Origin of the sequence: Rhodovulum sp. P5 (genome assembly GCF_002079305.1) — a bacterium.
In the GTDB taxonomy this organism is placed as follows: Bacteria; Pseudomonadota; Alphaproteobacteria; order Rhodobacterales; family Rhodobacteraceae; genus Rhodovulum.
The window spans coordinates 2759269-2775799 of record NZ_CP015039.1; the positions used below are offsets into that span (position 1 = coordinate 2759269).

At 64.5% G+C, this 16531-nt stretch carries 14 protein-coding genes and 1 tRNA gene; 12 read left to right on the forward strand and 3 right to left on the reverse strand.

From position 1 onward, the window contains the following. Positions 1–29: 29 nt before the first annotated feature. A complete protein-coding gene (locus tag RGUI_RS13375; RefSeq protein WP_371586876.1) occupies positions 30–1076 on the reverse strand; it encodes an aldo/keto reductase in 1047 nt (348 codons plus the stop codon). Positions 1077–1131: 55 nt separating this feature from the next. Here RGUI_RS13375 and RGUI_RS13380 point away from each other — a divergent pair, with 55 nt between their 5' ends. Further along, on the forward strand, positions 1132–2070 hold the full coding sequence (locus tag RGUI_RS13380; RefSeq protein ID WP_081533718.1) for a LysR family transcriptional regulator: 939 nt from the start codon (positions 1132–1134) through the stop codon (positions 2068–2070). Positions 2071–2265: 195 nt separating this feature from the next. On the opposite strand, the gene RGUI_RS13385 is transcribed toward RGUI_RS13380, so the two are convergent. Then, positions 2266–2342 (reverse strand) — tRNA-Arg (locus tag RGUI_RS13385). Positions 2343–2767: 425 nt separating this feature from the next. On the opposite strand from RGUI_RS13385, the gene RGUI_RS13390 reads away from it, so the two are divergent. The 11 genes from RGUI_RS13390 (at position 2768) to RGUI_RS13440 (ending at position 14204) form a co-directional block, all read left to right on the forward strand. Then, positions 2768–3124: a hypothetical protein gene (locus tag RGUI_RS13390; protein WP_156882969.1), complete on the forward strand. Its 357-nt coding sequence runs from the start codon at positions 2768–2770 to the stop codon at positions 3122–3124. Further along, a complete protein-coding gene (locus RGUI_RS13395) occupies positions 3121–3807 on the forward strand; it encodes a hypothetical protein (RefSeq protein WP_081533722.1) in 687 nt (228 codons plus the stop codon). The genes RGUI_RS13390 and RGUI_RS13395 overlap by 4 nt, the downstream gene beginning before the upstream one ends. Then, on the forward strand, positions 3807–5642 hold the full coding sequence (locus RGUI_RS13400) for a V-type ATPase 116kDa subunit family protein (protein ID WP_081533724.1): 1836 nt from the start codon (positions 3807–3809) through the stop codon (positions 5640–5642). Before RGUI_RS13395 ends, RGUI_RS13400 begins: the two co-directional genes overlap by 1 nt. Next, the gene (locus tag RGUI_RS13405; RefSeq protein WP_081533726.1) at positions 5642–5992 is read left to right on the forward strand and encodes an ATP synthase subunit C; all 351 of its coding nucleotides are present in this window, start codon (positions 5642–5644) and stop codon (positions 5990–5992) included. The genes RGUI_RS13400 and RGUI_RS13405 overlap by 1 nt, the downstream gene beginning before the upstream one ends. A gap of 2 nt (positions 5993–5994) precedes the next feature. Then, positions 5995–6297 (forward strand): V-type ATP synthase subunit F, encoded by a 303-nt coding sequence (locus RGUI_RS13410; protein WP_081533728.1) that lies wholly within the window; start codon positions 5995–5997, stop codon positions 6295–6297. Continuing rightward, entirely contained in the window at positions 6294–6935 is a 642-nt protein-coding gene (locus RGUI_RS13415) for a hypothetical protein (RefSeq protein ID WP_081533730.1), read from the forward strand. Before RGUI_RS13410 ends, RGUI_RS13415 begins: the two co-directional genes overlap by 4 nt. Then, complete coding sequence (locus RGUI_RS13420) at positions 6928–8649, forward strand: V-type ATP synthase subunit A (protein WP_081533732.1); 1722 nt, start codon at positions 6928–6930, stop codon at positions 8647–8649. The genes RGUI_RS13415 and RGUI_RS13420 overlap by 8 nt, the downstream gene beginning before the upstream one ends. Further along, positions 8639–10045: a V-type ATP synthase subunit B gene (locus RGUI_RS13425; RefSeq protein ID WP_081533734.1), complete on the forward strand. Its 1407-nt coding sequence runs from the start codon at positions 8639–8641 to the stop codon at positions 10043–10045. Before RGUI_RS13420 ends, RGUI_RS13425 begins: the two co-directional genes overlap by 11 nt. Further along, positions 10038–10637: a V-type ATP synthase subunit D gene (locus RGUI_RS13430; protein ID WP_081533736.1), complete on the forward strand. Its 600-nt coding sequence runs from the start codon at positions 10038–10040 to the stop codon at positions 10635–10637. Before RGUI_RS13425 ends, RGUI_RS13430 begins: the two co-directional genes overlap by 8 nt. A gap of 176 nt (positions 10638–10813) precedes the next feature. Continuing rightward, positions 10814–12121 (forward strand): GGDEF domain-containing protein, encoded by a 1308-nt coding sequence (locus tag RGUI_RS13435; RefSeq protein WP_172841149.1) that lies wholly within the window; start codon positions 10814–10816, stop codon positions 12119–12121. Positions 12122–12374: 253 nt separating this feature from the next. Then, on the forward strand, positions 12375–14204 hold the full coding sequence (locus tag RGUI_RS13440; RefSeq protein WP_081533739.1) for a bifunctional diguanylate cyclase/phosphodiesterase: 1830 nt from the start codon (positions 12375–12377) through the stop codon (positions 14202–14204). On the opposite strand, the gene RGUI_RS13445 is transcribed toward RGUI_RS13440, so the two are convergent. Beyond that, positions 14182–16494 (reverse strand): ATP-binding protein, encoded by a 2313-nt coding sequence (locus tag RGUI_RS13445; protein WP_081533741.1) that lies wholly within the window; start codon positions 16492–16494, stop codon positions 14182–14184. The two genes, RGUI_RS13440 and RGUI_RS13445, sit on opposite strands and share 23 nt — an antisense overlap. Between the last annotated feature and the right edge of the window lie 37 nt (positions 16495–16531).

The window sequence follows — 16531 nt, forward strand, 5'->3', positions numbered from 1 at the left end:
GGCGGATGCGAGAGGCTCTCTTTCCCGGCTCATGCGTTCACCCCTTTCATGCCTTCGACGGTGTAGCGTTCGCCTGAAGCGGCACCGGGCGGGACAAGGCGGTTGAGGTCGTCGAGATCTTCGCGCGTCAGTTCGACAGAAAGTGCGCCAACATTCTGTTCGAGGTATTTCGAGCGTTTGGTTCCTGGGATGGGAACCATCGAGACGCCATGCTCTTTCCCTTGTGCGATCACCCATGCAAGAGCGACCTGTGCTGGGGTGCAGCCTTTGTCCGACGCCATCGCCTGAACCGCTTGCACGATGAACAGGTTGCGATTGATGCTTTCGTCCGCGAAACGCGGATTGGAACGGCGGAAATCATTGTCGGCCAAGCCATCGGTCGAGCTCATCGCGCCCGTCAGGAATCCACGACCCAAGGGCGAATATGGCACAAATCCAATCCCCATCTCGCGGCAGGTGTCGAAGACTCCGTCTTCGGGATCGCGCGTCCACAGCGAATACTCCGATTGAAGCGCCGTAATCTGATGAACCGCATTAGCCCGGCGAAGCGTTGTGGGACTGGCTTCGCAGATCCCGATGTGCCTGATCTTGCCCTCATCCACGAGCTGCGACAGTGCCTCCATCGCTTCTTCAATCGGCCGTTCTTTCTCGATCCGGTGGATATAGTAGAGATCGATTGTCTCGACCCCGAGACGCTTGAGCGACTTTTCGCAAGCTTCACGAATGTAAGCGGGATCGTTGGAGATGCCGCGCGCGTAGGCACCAGGTTCTCGGCGGATGCCGAACTTCGTGGCGATCGTCACGGCATCGCTTCCGCGTTCGGCAATCAGGCGGCCGATCAATTCTTCGTTGTGACCGAGGCCATATGTCTCGGCCGTATCCAGAAAGCTCACGCCAAGGTCGATGGCCCGATTGAGCGTCGCTAAAGACCGCTCGTCGTCGCGGGGGCCGTAGAATTCACTCATGCCCATACAGCCGAGACCGAGGGCGGAGACGGTCAATGGGTTTTCGGCAGACCCAAGCTGAACTGTCGAAATCGATGTTGATTCTGGTGCCATTGGTGATGCTCGCTCCATATCCTGTGGTTTATCCAAACCTAGACCTGCATGATGTGGACTTGTAGAGAACCCAATGCATCCCTATGCTGCAAATATGCAGCACTCTGACTGGAACACCATTCGGGATTTTCTAGCGGTCGCGCGAGGCGGTAGCCTCAATCAGGCCGCCAACACACTGGGTGTCAATGCAACCACCGTTGGCAGACGCGTAGAGTCATTAGAGGCAGCCTTGGGTGTACGCCTCTTCCAAAGGGCGCAAACAGGATTCGTTCTCACCGACGAAGGTCGCGATCTTGTCGATCCCGCCGAGAAGGTTGAGGATGCCGCACTGGCGTTCGAGCGCCGCGCTGAGCCTACTGATACAGTAAGCGGTCACGTTCGACTGGCGACAGCCGAAAACCTCGCCAACTTTATCATCCTCCCAGCGTTGAGTTCGCTGCGCAGAAAGCACCCCAATCTAGTGGTTGAGGTCTTGACCGACGTTCAATCCGCCAACCTTCATCGACGGGAAGCGGACCTCGCGCTTCGGTTGGTCCGCCCAACCCAGGGCAACGTCACGATCAAACGGTTGGGTGAAATGCGCTATGGCCTCTACGCATCGTCCGAGTATCTCTCTCAACAGGGCGGTACTGAAGTTAGGAGCGACGCGGGCCGTCTCGACACAGATCAGTTCATCGCTTGGTCAGACAACTATCAAAACCTTCCGGCAGCAAAATGGGTTGAACGAACCCTTCAGGGTCGAAGTCCGGCACTTGTCGCTACCAGTCTCTATGCACAGTTGGTCGCTGCGCGCGAGAGTCTTGGGATGGCGGTCTTGCCGTGCTTTCTGGCAGCGAGCGAGCCAACCCTGCGCCACGTGCCAAGTGAAGCGGATACCATAAAACAAGACCTATGGGTTGTCTTGCACTCTGACCTGGTCGCATCGGCCCGAGTTAGGGCAGTTGCTGACTTTGTGGAAGAGATTGTGACCAATAACATGGGAAAACTCTCGAAATTCAGCGAGAAACATTGAAGAGTTTTGCCGAGGTGACCTGAGGCTGCGCATTTATGAGCCGCGACGCGAACCTCTGTGATGGCAGGCAACGAACATTGTCGTTACCTTCATGCATCTTCTGCGATAGTCTGCTCCAAAAGTGCCAAGTAAGCAGCGCGTAAGCAGGTGTCACCGAAGCTGCCCAATTCTATCTATATGATTTTATTGAAGAAATGGCGCACCCGAGAGGATTCGAACCTCTGGCCTCCGCCTTCGGAGGGCGGCGCTCTATCCAGCTGAGCTACGGGTGCATACCGTTCGCGAGATGCTTACGCCATGCTTACGCGAGATTTTCGGCCTCTTGAAGAGCGAACCCGATATCCGCTCAAGCCGTTGTTTAGTCACTTCTTTCTTCATGCACCTTTCGCCATCACCAGACTTGACATCCGCCTTCGGAGGGCCAAGGTGCTTTGGTGTTTTAATTACTTTTCCCCGCGGTTGCCTGCGGGATGCACGCTTTGCGCCAAACGCCCCCTGCAAGCGCCGGACCGCCTGTTGCCGCGGGCCCGCAGTCGGCCGGGGACATTACGCAATCACGCTTCGTACCAAACCGAGGTACGTGGTTGCGACCGATTGCATCGGGCCGGCCGGCGTTGACCGAGATCAAGGTCGGCCGGTTCGGAAGCCGACATGGATGGGCATGTTTCCGGGGCTGTGCCAGGAGGAGGCCGGAAATATGGGGGACGACGCCAAGGCGTCCGTCGGATCGATGTCCGGCGGCGCGGCTGATAATGTGCTTGAACAGGTGCTTCGGGCCGAGCGCGAGGCCGAGGACCGTGTTGCCGATGCGCGTCTGTGTGCGGAACGCACCATCGACGCCGCCCGTACTGCTGCTCAAGCCGTGGAGCGGACCACGGACCGGAGGCTGGAGGCGATCCGGCGCAGCTATGGCCAGCAGACCGACGCCCTCGCGCAGGACATCGCGGCTCATGCCATTGACGAGACCGGCACAGGCACGGCGCCCGTCGATGAAGAAGCGGCCCGGCGCGCGGCATTGCGGATCGCCCGGCGGCTTGTCGGGCTTCCCGAATGACGCAGCGGTCGCCGGCATCCGCCTATGTTCTGGCGCGTATCCACGCGCGGCACGGCCTGCGGGCCGGGGATGCGGACTGGGCGCGCCTTGCGGCCCATCGGGACTATCACGGCTATCTCAAGGCTGTGGCGGGCACGCCATTGGCCCCGTTCGTCGCAAATCTGCCGGCCGATGCCGATATTCACGGGGTCGAGCGTCACATGCGCGCCGTGTGGAGCGTCTATGTCGCGGACATTGCGCAGTGGCACGGTCCCGATGTCCGCGGCGCATTGCGGCGGCTGATCGACCTGCCTGCCTTGCCCGCCCGCGGCTATCTTGCGCGTGGTGAGGCGCAGCCGGGTTGGCTGACCGCCCCCGAAACCGGCGATCTGGATGCTGCGTCCGGCGATGGTTCAGCGCTGACTGTCTGGCGCACGGGGGTCCTGCGGGCGCTGCCGGACCGGACGGTTCGCCAAGTCGCAAAGGAAATGCTCGACGAGTTGATCGCCGTCGGGGACGGGGGCGTGCCGCATGCCGGTCCGCTCCGCGCCAAGGCGCAGCGGCTGTTTCGCCGCAGTCGTCACCCCATGGGACGCGTGCTTGCCCATCTGGCCTGCGTGGCAAGCGATCTGCTTGAGTTGCGGGGGGAACTTTGTGTGCGGCTCGCGCTGGGCGATGTCGGGGCGCGAGAGGGGGCTTCCTGATGCTGCGCCCCATCGCCACGGTCTGGTTCGAACTGGTCGTTCTGAACCGGGATCTGGCGCGGGCAATGGACTGTGTCGCCCGCACGCGCGTCGTTCAGCTTGAGGCCCGGACAGCCAATGCCGGTGCCCTGACGGAGGCGCGGGCACAGATTGCAGAGGCGCAAACCCGGTACGAGGCCATTCGGGATCGCTTCAGGGGCTACTGGCCCGATCCGGTTTTCGGACCTTTGCGGGACGATAGCGACCTGCCCGCGCGCTTTCGCGATGCGGTCGACCGGGTCGAGGCCTGGTCCGCGCGGGCAAAGGAAATCGTCGCCGATCTCGACGCGGCCCGGCATGCGATTGATGAGCTGTCACTTCTGGAAGACCTGTTTGCCGCGGCCGAAAGTCAGCTCCCCGATCTTGGGCAACTCGGGCGGGTCGGGCCGCGCATGGCCGCGTTCGTGGGCGTCGCCCCGATTGGAACAGAGCGGCCCCAATCGCCCGATGGCCTGCCGGTCGAGGCGGCAATGGGCGCCAGGAATGCGTATATCTTTGCGCTCGGGCCGGCGGCAGACATCAATGATTTCGCGGCGCGGGCCGAGGGCACCGGCTGGCGCCCGGTGGATCTGCCGGGCTGGCTTCCGCCGGAAGCGGAAACCGCCCTTGGGGAGGTCCGGTCCCGCCTTGACCACCACAGGGCAAGGCACCGCCAGCGGGAGGATCACCTGATCGCGCTCCACGAAAGCCACAGGCTGGCAAATGTTCTGGGTACGGTGAAACAGGTTCAGTGGCTTTTCGGATGTGCACGCACGGTGGAAGAGAGCCCGCGGCTTGCGCGGATCACCGGCTGGGCCCCGGCCCCCGAACTCGACCGTCTGCAGGCGGGGCTTGCCGATTGTCGCATCTTCCACGTTCTGGCCTTTCCGCCGCCGCCGAAGGATGCAGACCCGCCGGTCGTGCTGTTCAATCCGGCCTGGGCCCGCCGGTTCGAGGCCCTGACCCGGATGATCGGCATCCCGGCCTCGGGTGAGGCTGACCCGACCGTCGTCGTCGCGCTGGTTGCTCCGCTTCTGTTCGGGTTCATGTTCGGCGATGTCGGGCAGGGCCTTGTTCTGGTCTTGGCCGGGGTCTTGTTGCGCCGCCGCGTCCCGGCGCTTGCCATCCTGATCCCGGGCGGCGCAATGGCGATGGTCTTCGGCCTGTTGTTCGGCAGCGTCTTCGGGCGGGAAGATGTCATCCCGGCGCTTTGGCTGCATCCGCTTGAGGAACCGATCCTGCTTCTCGCGATCAGTGTCGGGGCCGGTGCGCTTCTGTTGCTGACCGGTCTCGCCTTCGGGGCGCTTCAGATGCACTGGCAGGGGCGCTGGCGGGACTGGGTGACCGCGGATGCCGGTCTTGTCCTGTGTTACCTTGGGCTCCTCGGGGCGTTCGTCTGGGGGGCCCCGGCCCTGGGCGTCGCGGGCGCGGGGACGGTTTGGTACATCGCCGGAACCATGCGGGCCAAGGGGCGCGGCTCCGCCTTCAAGGCGTTCGGCGAGATGGTCGAGGCCGTTCTGCAACTGATGGTGAACACGGTGTCTTTCGCACGGGCGGGGGCCTTTGCGCTGGCCCATGCGGGTCTGTCCGTGGCGGTTGTCGGTCTGGCCGATGCCGCCGGTCCGGTGGCCTATTGGGGTGTCCTCGCGCTTGGGAATGTCTTCGTTCTCGCGCTGGAAGGGCTTGTCGTCAGCATCCAGACCACCCGGCTGCTTCTGTTTGAATTCTTCATCCGGTTCCTGACAGGCGGCGGGCGCGAGTTCCGCCCCCTCGACCTGCCGGGGCGCCCGGACACATCCCCAAAGGAGGCCTTGTGATGCCTGACAAGACAACTGTTCTTCGCGTCCTCAGCGTCTTTGCGATTACGATTGCCGCCCTCGCCTTGCTGCTTGTCGTTCCGGAATTCGCGGTCGCGCAGGACCACGGGGCCGAGGCCGCCGCGAACCCTGAAGTGACGAAATGGGCCCTGTTCTCGGCCGCGATTGCGGCGGGGCTGGCGACACTTGCTGCGGGCTATGCGGTGGCGAGCGTGGGCAGCGCCGCCATCGGGGCGATTGCCGAGAAGCCCGAGCTTCTGGGCCGCGTCATCATTCTGGTCGGGCTGGCCGAGGGCATCGCGATCTACGGCCTGATCATGGCGATCCTGATCCTCAACCGGGCGGGTTAGCCATGGCCCGGGGGGAGGTCTGCTTTATCGGCGACGAGGTCACGGCGGCGGGGTTTCGCATGGCCGGCCTGCGCATCGTCGTGCCCGAACCCGGTGGTGCTGCACGCGCCTTCCGCGATGCGCAGGCGGACGCCGCGATGATCTATCTTTCCCCCGAGGTTGCCGACGAGATCCCGTTCGCAGATTTGACGGCGGCGCTCCGAGGGGCCGACCCTCTGGTTCTTGTCGTGCCGGACATCGCCGGTCGCAAAACCCCGCCTGATCTTCCGAAGCGTATCCTGAGCTTGCTTGGACTGGACTCATGAACCGTCATGCGAAATCGCCCGAAACCGCGCCCCATGCGTTGATCGCGGCCCTTGAGGCGGAGGTCGCGCGGGATGTCGAGACGATCCTGAGCGACGCCGAAGCAGAGGCCGCCGATATCGTTGCGCGGGCCCGCCATCGAAATCGGCGGCGGTTTCGCCGGGCCGCGGCCCGGATGCGCAGCGAACGTGCCGCGACCCTTGCCAAGGCCCATGCGAAGGCACACCGCGCCCGGCATCAGGTCTTCCTCGCCGAAAACGCCCGGATCGCCGAAACTGGTCTTGGCACAATCGAATCCTGTCTGGCGGAGCTTTGGGGCGATCCGGCGGTCCGGGCCGCATGGTGCCGGAATGCCGTGAAGCTGACCTGTGACCGTCTGGGCGATGTCGAACATTTTGTCGTCGAACACCCCGATCCGCTGCCTGACGAGACGCGCCGCGCCCTCCTCGATGCCCTGGCTGAGGCCGGGTGCAGGGCGCCGGAGTTGCGCCCCGATCCATCCCTTCGGGTCGGCATCAGGCTGCGGTCGGACCATGCCTGCCTTGACGCGACGCCCGCCGGGCTCTTGCGCGACCGCGCAAGGATCGCCGGGGAGTATCTGGCCGTTCTGGGCCGGGGCGAGGAGCAACACGATGGCTGAGGCCGCGATCAGCTGGGCCGGCGGGCCAATCGTTCACGGCCGCCCCGATGGTGCGTTTGCGGTGGGTGAGGCGATTACCGTGGCGGGCACGTCCCTGCTGGGGGAGGTCATCCGGGTCTCGCATGACCGGATCATTGCCCAGATTTACGGCGACACCACCGGCCTGCGCCCGGGGCTGCGTCTGGCAGGGACGGGCAGGGCGCTGTCGGTCACGATGGGGCCTCATCTTCTGGGCGGGATCTTCGACGGGCTGCTGCGGCCGCTTACCGGGGCGGCGGCCGATGACAGGTCGATGACGTTCAGGCCGGGGCTTGCGCCCGGCGATGCCGTGGTTTCAGGCCAACCCTTTGGCACGGCCATCGCCGACGGGTCCGAACGGCCGATCCCCGTGCCGCCCGGCATCAGCGGAACGCTTCACGAGATCGCTCCGCCGGGCCACTACGGAATGACGGAACGCCTGGGACAAGTCCGGGCCGCGGACGGATCGCTTCATGATCTAAGCATGCTTGAAACCTGGCCGATCCGCCAGCCGCGCCCGATCCGGCGCCGCCTGTCCCCCAACCGCCCGATGGTGACGGGGCAACGCATTCTGGACTCGCTCTTCCCTGTGGCGCGCGGGGGCAAGGCCGCCATCCCCGGCGGGTTCGGCACGGGCAAGACCGTGCTTCAGGAAACGCTCGCCAAATGGTGCGATGCAGACATCATCATCTATGTCGGCTGTGGCGAACGGGGCAACGAGATGGCCGAGGTTCTGCACGAGTTCCCCGACCTCACGGACCCCAGAACCGGCCGGCCGCTGATGGAGCGGACTGTGATGATCGCCAACACGTCGAACATGCCGGTCGCCGCACGCGAGGCCAGCATCTACACCGCCGTGACGGTGGGCGAGTATTTCCGTGATCAGGGGCTGCATGTGGCGCTGATGGCCGACTCCACCTCTCGCTGGGCGGAGGCATTGCGAGAGGTTTCGGGGCGCTTGGGGGAATTGCCCGCAGAAGCGGGGTATCCCGCCTATCTCAGTTCGCGCCTGGCGGAATTCTACGAACGAGCGGCGCGGGTCGAAACCCTGTCAGGCGCCGAAGGCTCTCTGACGCTGATCGGGGCGGTCAGCCCACCGGCCGGCGATTTCTCCGAACCCGTGACAAGCCACACCAAACGCTATGTCCGCAGCTTCTGGGGGCTGGACCGGGAGCGTGCGCAGGCACGGTTCTATCCTGCGATCCATCCGCTTCAGTCCTATTCGGAGGATGCCGAGGCCTTCGCGGCGTGGTGGGCCACCAAGGGCAACGACCAGTGGGACGCCCAGCGGCGGAGGATGCTGACCCTTCTGGAGGAAGAGGCGCGGCTGGAACGCATGACGCGGATCGTCGGCAAGGATGCCCTGCCTCCGGCCCAGCAGATGGTTCTGACTGCCGCGGAGCTTGTGAACGAGGCGATCCTGCGCCAGTCCGCGTTTTCCGAAAACGACCGTTACTGTTCCCCCGCCCGCCAGACGCGGATGCTGCGCCTTGTCATGCGGGCCATCGACCTTGGCAACAAGGCGCTGCAATCGGGCGTCGCCCCGCAGGACATCGCCGCGCTTGCCGTGCTGCGCCGTATCAAGCGTATGGGCGAAGATATCTCTGACAGCGACCCCGACGCCTTCGACAGGCTGGGGCGAGAGATGGAGCAGGCCTTCAGCGACCTGACCGCGGAGGTGGCCGATGCGGGCTGACATCACCCTTAACGGAACCGGCCGCAGCATCGAGGGGCCGTTGCTGACGCTTCGGCGCAATGTCGATATCGGGTTGAACGAGGCTGTCGACGTGATCGGGCAGGACGGCACCAGCCGGCTGGGCCGGGTCGTTGCGCTGGATGACGACAGCATGGTGGTCGAGGTTCTGGAAAGCACCGCGGGGTTGGCCCTTGCCGATATGCGCCTGCGGGTGCGGGGCGAGCCGCTGACCTTCCCGATTGGCCCTGACATCCTTGGGCGGGTCCTGGACGGGATCGGACGGCCCGTCGATGGCGGCCCGCCGATTGCCGCCGTGGAAAACCCCCGCATTGATGGAGAGGTCCTGAACCCTGCCCGCCGCGCCTTGCCCACGGATTTCATCGAGACGGGCGTGACGGCCATCGACCTGATGAACAGCCTTGTGCGCGGCCAGAAACTGCCGATCTTTTCCGGCGGCGGGCTGCCGCATGACCGGCTGGCGATGGAGATCGCCACACAGGCCCGCCTGCGCAGCGATGCGGGCGAGTCCTTCTCGATCATCTTTGCCGGGATCGGCATTTCCTACGACACAGCCGCGAACTTCCGCCATGTCATGGAGGAGACCGGCGCGCTGGCGCATACGGTGATGTTCCTGAACATGGCCAACGACCCGTCGGCGCAACGGATCCTGACGCCGCGCTATGCTCTGACCGCGGCGGAATACCTTGCCTTCGGGCTGGGCCACCATGTGCTGGTCGTGATGACCGACATCACCAATTACTGCGAGGCGCTGAGGGAGGTTTCGGCCGGGCATGGCGAGATTCCCAGCCGCAAGGGCTATCCCGGTTATCTCTACTCCGACCTCGCGACCCTGTACGAACGCGCCGGCTGGATGACGGGCTCGTCCGGGACGGTCACGCAGGTGCCGATCCTGACCATGCCTTCCGACGATATCAGCCACCCGGTCCCGGACCTGACCGGATATATCACCGAGGGGCAGATCGTGCTGGACCGGGTGCTTGACCGCAAGGGAATCTACCCGCCGATCAACGTCCTGCCCAGCCTGTCGCGGCTGATTGATCAGGGGATCGGCGCGGGGTTCACCGATGCGGACCACCCGGCGCTCGCCCAGCAGCTTTTCGCGACCTATTCCAAGGCGGTGCGCACGCGGGTTCTGGCCTCTGTCGTCGGGCGCGACGGGTTGACCGAGATCGACCGGCAGCATCTCGATTTCGCCGACCGTTTCGAGACGGACCTTGTCCATCAGGACGGGCGGCGGGATCTGGAAGACAGCATGGAAACGGCTTGGGCCCTGTTGCGCACCCTGCCGGGATCGGAACTGATGCGCCTGTCTGACGCGCAGATCGAACGACACCTCATGGGCGACATCCCGGAGCCGGAGCCGCAGGATGACTGAGCGCCCGATGACCCGGGCCGAGGCGGTGGCGCTGTCAGAGGAGAAGCGCCTTGTCGAACAGGGCTATGCGTTTCTCGACGAAAAGCGCGTGATCCTGGCTGGCGAGATCATGGCGCGGCTTGCGGATTGGCAGGCATTGCAGCTGCGCCTCGATGCCGCGCGAGAGGTCGCGCGCGATGCGTTGGGGGCACAGATCCGCCATCTGGGGTTGGAAACCCTTCAGCTTTGGCCCGCGCCGGGGCCGGTGCGCGGGCCCCAGTTGCGGCCTGTCCGGTTCCTTGGGGCCCGGCTTTTGGCGGCTGGACCGGAGCGACCCGACACCGTCGCCCCCAGCCCGCAGGATCCGCACGGGCGCGCCCTGGCAGAGGCATTCGGGGCCCTGCATGGCGTTTTGGCCGAGATGGCGCTGCTTTCCGCCAATCTCTATCGGCTGGCAGATGAATACCGGCGGACAGAACGGCGGGCCAAGGCGCTGGAAAACGTGCTGATCCCCGAAATCGTGGCGGATCTGAAACGGATCGAGGCGCAGCTGGAGGCCAATGATCAGGAGGATGCCATCCGCGTTCGCGTGGCGGCCCGGCATCGCGCCTGACGTTCAATGCGCCCGCACAGACCGAAACGGGTAATGTTCCATTTACTTTGGCGGCGTATCATTTCCGGACTGGCCCGTCCGATCGGGCCGGGAGGAGACCCAGGATGACCAAGGCTGCCGTTGCAAGGGCCAGAAATAGGCCATGCGACGCGAAGATCCGACTTCTTGCACTCGCGATGTTTGGCTTGATCGCCGCGGGGGTGATCCACAGCTTTGCGATTTCGCCCCGAACCGGGGGCGCCTCTCTGCATCCGTTGTCTGCCTTTGGCTATTTCGTGTTGGCCGCGCGGTTTGCGCGGTATTGCGGCGCCGATCGGTGGACCCCCAGCTGGGCCGGGATTCATGCTGTCGTGCTTGCCTATGCGGTGCAGAGGTTGTGCGAGGCTTTCGTGCCGGGCTGGCCGGTGCTGGTGACGCATCCCGCATTGCTGAACCTCAAGGCGCAGATCGGGTTTTCCGCCGGGTTCTCCGTCGAAACGGCATTGGGCCTGGCGTTCCTGCATCTTGCCTTCCTTGTCGAAGGACTGGGGCGGCGGGCCTCGGTCCTTGCGCTTATCGCCGCTGGCGGTGTGGCGACACTTGACCTGTTGCAGGCGGTGTTCGGCATGGTGTTGTGGCACAAGGAACTGTCGGTCTTCTCGTTGGGCTGTCTTCTGGCCGCAACATTGGGTGTGGCCTATCGGCTGCGGGCCGAAGACCTGATCCGCCCGCTGTTTGCGCGTGGGCTTCAGGCCATGATGCTGCGCGCCCTGTTCGCGGCGGCGTTGATGATTCCGTGGATCGCCGGGTATCTCTATTTCCGGGTGGCCGATATCGACCAGACCGCGCATTACGCGCTGGAATTCGCCTTCGGCCTGATCGGCTGGCTGATGCTGGTGCTGGTCATGGTTGCGGGGCATTTCATGGAACGCGCGCGCCAGTCGATGAAACGCGCGGCCGAGCGGGACTTTCTGACCGGGGCGCTGAACCGGCAGGGGTTCTTTGCCGCGACCGAAGAACTTGCCGGGCCGCGCGGCGTCATCCTGTTCGATATCGACAGGTTCAAGCTGCACAACGACCTTCTGGGCCATGATGAGGGCGACCGGCTGTTGTGCGATGTCGTGACGGCGGCGCGAAAGGCGCTTGGGCCGGGCGATGTGCTGGCCCGCTGGGGCGGAGAGGAGTTCGTCGCGGTCGTGCCTGCCCGGGACGAGGGGGCCTTGCGCGATAGGGCCGAACGGCTGCGCCGCGCCATCGAAGGCATTGAGCCGCGTCTTGCCGGGAACCGCGCCTTGCCGGTCTGCGCCTCGTTCGGCATCGAAATGGCCGGCGAGGGCGCGACAGGGCTGTCAGACGCGATCAGTTTGGCCGATGAGGCGCTTTATGCCGCGAAGGCGCATGGGCGCAATCGCGTCTGCACGCGCGACGACATCGTTCGCCCGCATGGGGCAAACATGGCGTTGGGTCCGGGCGATGCGCCCGACCTTGGCCAGACCGGCAGTTAGCGGCATATGACGGGCGATGCAGCGCGAAACCTCCCGATGCGGGGCACGGGTCTTCAGCCCGGATGGCCGCAGCTTAAGCGTGTCTTAACCATGACGCGACAGTATTGGAGGTTGAACAATGTTGTGTTCCCGAGTTCGATGGTAAACGGAATCCCGGCAGTTCTTCCCACTCCGCAAAACGGGTGGCAGATGCGGTGCCGCGAAGCCGGACCGTTCTTGTCCTTGGTCTCTTGAGTCGGAGAAAGCCGTCGTCATGCCCTACTCCCGGCCGAGAGATCAAAGCGAAACGGGAGAGGCCCTGGACGCCGATCTGCGCACGCTTCTTGAGGCCGTGCTGGATGCTGTTCTTTCCCATAACGTGCAGGCCTGTGTCGTCGTCCATGGGGCGGCGAATGGGGCCGAGGCGGACCAATGGCTGACGCGCGGCCCCGATGCTGTCGCCGCGGCGGAGCTGGAGGCCTTCGTGCGTCAATCATCGCCCGTTGCCGACGATGGGGCGGACATGCCCGGGCCCGGCGGACCGCCGCCCCACCTTGGCCGGTGCGGGGCCGCGGGCACCGAGCATATCCTCGCCGTGTCGGAACTTGTCGGCGCCGACGCCGAGGTCATCGGCCGATTGGGGATCGCCTTCGACTGCCATTCTTGGGAGGTCGAGGCGGTTCGGAAATTCTGTACCGTTCAGGCGCGCCTGCTGGTCAAGGTCATAGAGGCATGGCAGGCCCGCCAGTCCGCCGAGATCGACCTGATGGAAGAATCGCGCCGGGTGCAGCTTTTTCGGCGCACCGCTGAACTGGATCCGCTGACACATGTCGAGAACGCGATCACCTTCAAGCTGAAAGCGCAGGATCGGCTGCAAGGCGACACGGGCGCAACGGCCTTGATCCTTCTCGACATCGATCACTTCAAGGCGGTCAACGACATCTACGGGCACCAGTTCGGCGACCAGTATCTGAAAAGCATCGCAGAGGCGATCCAGCGGACCTTTACCTCCAATGCCCTGATCGGGCGGATCGGGGGGGACGAGTTCGCGATCCTCCTGCCCTGCGTCAAGAACAGCACGTCCTATGTCCAGCGCATGATGGCCTTGTGCAGTTCTTCGATCCAGCGGTCCGCCGCGCGGCTGGGCCAACCCGATCTGGGTCGGGTCAGCATGGGCGCCAGCCAGTTCCCGCAACATGCAAACAACTATGGCCGGCTTTTCGATCTTGCCGATGCCGCGCTTTATGCCTCGAAATCCTCGGGGCGGGCCACCAACACGATCTTCAGGGCCGACCAGCATGAAGGGTTCAACAACCGTCTGCTGCAGACCCGGTTCGAGGCCGCGATTGCCCGGGGCGAGGTCGTTCCGTTCTTTCAGCCCATCGTCTGCATGAATTCGGGGGACTGGCGGGGGTTCGAGGTTCTGGCCCGCTGGCGCGATCCAAGGCGCGGTCTGCTTGCGCCCAGTTCCTTCGGTCAGGTTCTTGGCAACCAGACGATGTCGGGGCAACTGACGCACTGTATCGTTTCGCTGGCACTCAAGGGGTTTCTGGAACGCTGCGGAAATGGCGCGCAATCGAGGCGCTACCTGTCGATCAACCTGACCACGTTCGAGTTGATGAACCCGGAATTCGTCTTCGATCTGCAAGCGATGCTGTCGGATGCCGGTCTGGATTGGTCCTCGATCGTGATCGAGGTCACAGAGACGGTGATGCTGGGCGAAGTCGGCGGCCCTGCCTATCGCAGCCTGTCGGAAATGCGGACGCGGGGCGCCCGGGTTGCTCTGGACGATTTCGGGACCGGCGTCGGCGGGTTGAAGCACCTGAAAGACTGGCCCATCGACATTCTGAAGATCGACCGGCATTTCGTCGGCCAACTCGGGCCGGATGCGCGGGACCAAAGCGTCGTGCGCGCGATCTTGGCCATTGGTCGCGATCTTGGGCTGGATGTCGTGGCGGAAGGGATCGAAACGGTCGAAACGCGCGACATGCTGACAGATTTGGGCTGTTTCCTCGGTCAGGGCTATCTGTTCGCGCGACCGTTTCCGGTGGAAGCGCTGCGCTTGCCGCCCTCCGCGCCGGTCACGGCTTCCTCTGCGACATGACAAGGTCGATTGCATTGCACAGCGTCCCAAGCCGCACCGGCTTGCGCAGAAGGAGGCCGGGCGCCTCCTGATCGACGCGGCTGGTGGGATCGGTGTAGCCGGACAGGAAGATCACGCGCAGGCCGGGCCGCAGGGTGCGGGCGCGCTGGGCAAGGGCGTATCCGTCGATCGGCCCGGGCAGCAGGATGTCGGTCAGCAACAGATCGATCTGCCCGTCGGATTCAAGGATCGACAGGGCCTTCTCGCTCGCCGGGGCGCGTTCCACGCGGGCGCCCAATGCGGACAACGCATCCGGCAGAATCTCAAGAAACTGCGGGTCGTCTTCGACAACGAGAATGGAGCGTCCGGCCAGATCGGTTGCGATCTCCTCGGGGTTTTCCTCAAGGACAGCGCCTTCGGACCGGGGCAGGATGATCGAGGCCGTGAGGCCTTGGCGCGGATCGGATTGCAGGGTAAGTGCGCCGCCGCTTCTTCGTGCGAAACTGTCGACCATCGCGAGGCCAAGGCCGGTGCCACCTGCGTCGGTGCGGGTGGTGAAGAATGGCTCCTTCGCCCGGGCAAGGACCTCGGGCTCCATCCCGGGGCCATCGTCACGGACGGACAGGTGCAGGTCTGCGTCCATTTCGCGGATCGCCAGGGTTATGGTGCCCGATCCGCGCCCGGATTCCAGGATCGCGTTTCGGGCGTTCAGAACGAGGTTCAAGAGAGCGCGTTCCAGTTCGACCTCGTCGCACAGCACGATGCAGGGGGCCTTGGGCAGGTCGAGGAGGAGGCGAATGGTCGTCGGCAGCGCCGATTGCGCAAGTATGACGGCCCGTTCGGCGACCGCGACGATATCGACCGGGTGGTCGTCGGCGGCCTTGTCCCGGGTCAGGTTGAGCAGTCGTCCGGTCAGATCGGAGCCGCGCCTGCAGGCCGTTGCGATGCTTTCAAGCGTGGCGCGCTCCGCGGTGGAGGGGTCTTTCAGCAACGCCGCGTCCGCGGTCAACTGGATCACGCCAAGAATATTGGCCATCTCGTGGGAGATGCCGCCGGCAATCTGGTCGACGGCCTCTAGCCGCTCTGACCGGGCCAGGTTTTCGCGCAACCGCCAGGCTTCGGTTTCATCCACGATCGTCAGAAGCGTCATGGCGGTTTCGGGGGCAAGCACCTCGGCCGAGGTCGCGGTGAATTTCAGCGCACGCTCATGGCCATCGGGGTCAAGCCATCCGGCATAGACCGCATGGGGTTGCCCCAGATCCATCAGCCGCCGCACGGGTTGGGCGGTTCCGTCAAGCCGCCGCCGGTCGGAGAGCGAATGGAAGGGCGTTTCGCGCAACCATGCCTCGGGCGTCGGGGTCCCTTGGGTCATCCTGTCGGCATTCCGGTTTGTCAGGCGCAAGACGCCAGAGGCATCGAAAACGAACACTGCCGATTCCAGCCCGTTGAGGATGGCGCGCAGGTGGCTTGCCTCGGCACGGCTTTCTTCTTCGAACTGGTAGCGGGCGCTGTGAACGGTCGCATAGACGGCCATACCCGACAAAGCGATGGCGACCATGCCCAGCCGCAGGTTGGGGGTGATCACACCAAGCTCGGTCGACCAAAGCGCGGCGTAGCTGAGAACGACAGGCCCGATCAGGGCAAACGGCAGAATGCGCAGGGATCGCCGGCTTCCCGAATTGTCGGCGAACAGGACCCCCACCCACGTGCCCTCGGGCCTGTCCAGCAACAGGGCGAGGTAAAGCAGCAGCAGGCAGATCGCGGTGGGCAGCGAGGTGGCGGACAGAATGAAGAACTGATAGAGCGCCGGCGCATCGAAGATGTAGCCGTTGATGCATATCAGGGCCAGGATCGTGCCCGCGGTGGCGATGATCGTCTGGGCGCGCTTTGCGCGTTCGCCCGGCCGCGACGCCGCGACGATCCCCGCAGCCACCATCAGGACCCCGACACTCGTCGCGATGGACATCCTGTCAGAGGTCGGGTCGATCTCTGCCGTCCGGACCAACAGGTCCCAGAGGTGAAACACGGCGTAAAGCCCCACCGCGACGGAAAGAAGAAGCGCACCGATCCGAAAGACCAGAGCCCGGAGCCGCAGTATCAGCAAGGCGATGGCAAGCAGGCAGACCGACAGGGCCGTCGCCGCCACCATCGCGGCAAACCCGGAATGCAGGCGCACCACGATGTCGATGCCCGAGACCCAGCCGCCAACAAGGACAAGCATCGCGAAACCCAAGGCGAGCATGCTGCAGAGCCGGGACCAGCGGCCCAGATCGTACCGGATGGCCGTGCCTGCCAGTCGAAAAGGTGCCATCGAGGGACCTCCTGCCGCAGTTTCGCTGCAAGGACGC

Bases quoted from the DNA above. Each gene is read 5' to 3' on its own strand.
- RGUI_RS13445 (WP_081533741.1), bottom strand. From the start codon at position 16,494: ATGGCACCTTTTCGACTGGCAGGCACGGCCATCCGGTACGATCTGGGC.
- RGUI_RS13410 (WP_081533728.1), top strand. From the start codon at position 5,995: ATGGCCCGGGGGGAGGTCTGCTTTATCGGCGACGAGGTCACGGCGGCG.
- RGUI_RS13430 (WP_081533736.1), top strand. From the start codon at position 10,038: ATGACTGAGCGCCCGATGACCCGGGCCGAGGCGGTGGCGCTGTCAGAG.
- RGUI_RS13400 (WP_081533724.1), top strand. From the start codon at position 3,807: ATGCTGCGCCCCATCGCCACGGTCTGGTTCGAACTGGTCGTTCTGAAC.
- RGUI_RS13380 (WP_081533718.1), top strand. From the start codon at position 1,132: ATGCATCCCTATGCTGCAAATATGCAGCACTCTGACTGGAACACCATT.
- RGUI_RS13405 (WP_081533726.1), top strand. From the start codon at position 5,642: ATGCCTGACAAGACAACTGTTCTTCGCGTCCTCAGCGTCTTTGCGATT.
- RGUI_RS13395 (WP_081533722.1), top strand. From the start codon at position 3,121: ATGACGCAGCGGTCGCCGGCATCCGCCTATGTTCTGGCGCGTATCCAC.
- RGUI_RS13440 (WP_081533739.1), top strand. From the start codon at position 12,375: ATGCCCTACTCCCGGCCGAGAGATCAAAGCGAAACGGGAGAGGCCCTG.
- RGUI_RS13420 (WP_081533732.1), top strand. From the start codon at position 6,928: ATGGCTGAGGCCGCGATCAGCTGGGCCGGCGGGCCAATCGTTCACGGC.
- RGUI_RS13425 (WP_081533734.1), top strand. From the start codon at position 8,639: ATGCGGGCTGACATCACCCTTAACGGAACCGGCCGCAGCATCGAGGGG.
- RGUI_RS13390 (WP_156882969.1), top strand. From the start codon at position 2,768: ATGGGGGACGACGCCAAGGCGTCCGTCGGATCGATGTCCGGCGGCGCG.
- RGUI_RS13375 (WP_371586876.1), bottom strand. From the start codon at position 1,076: ATGGAGCGAGCATCACCAATGGCACCAGAATCAACATCGATTTCGACA.
- RGUI_RS13435 (WP_172841149.1), top strand. From the start codon at position 10,814: ATGTTTGGCTTGATCGCCGCGGGGGTGATCCACAGCTTTGCGATTTCG.
- RGUI_RS13415 (WP_081533730.1), top strand. From the start codon at position 6,294: ATGAACCGTCATGCGAAATCGCCCGAAACCGCGCCCCATGCGTTGATC.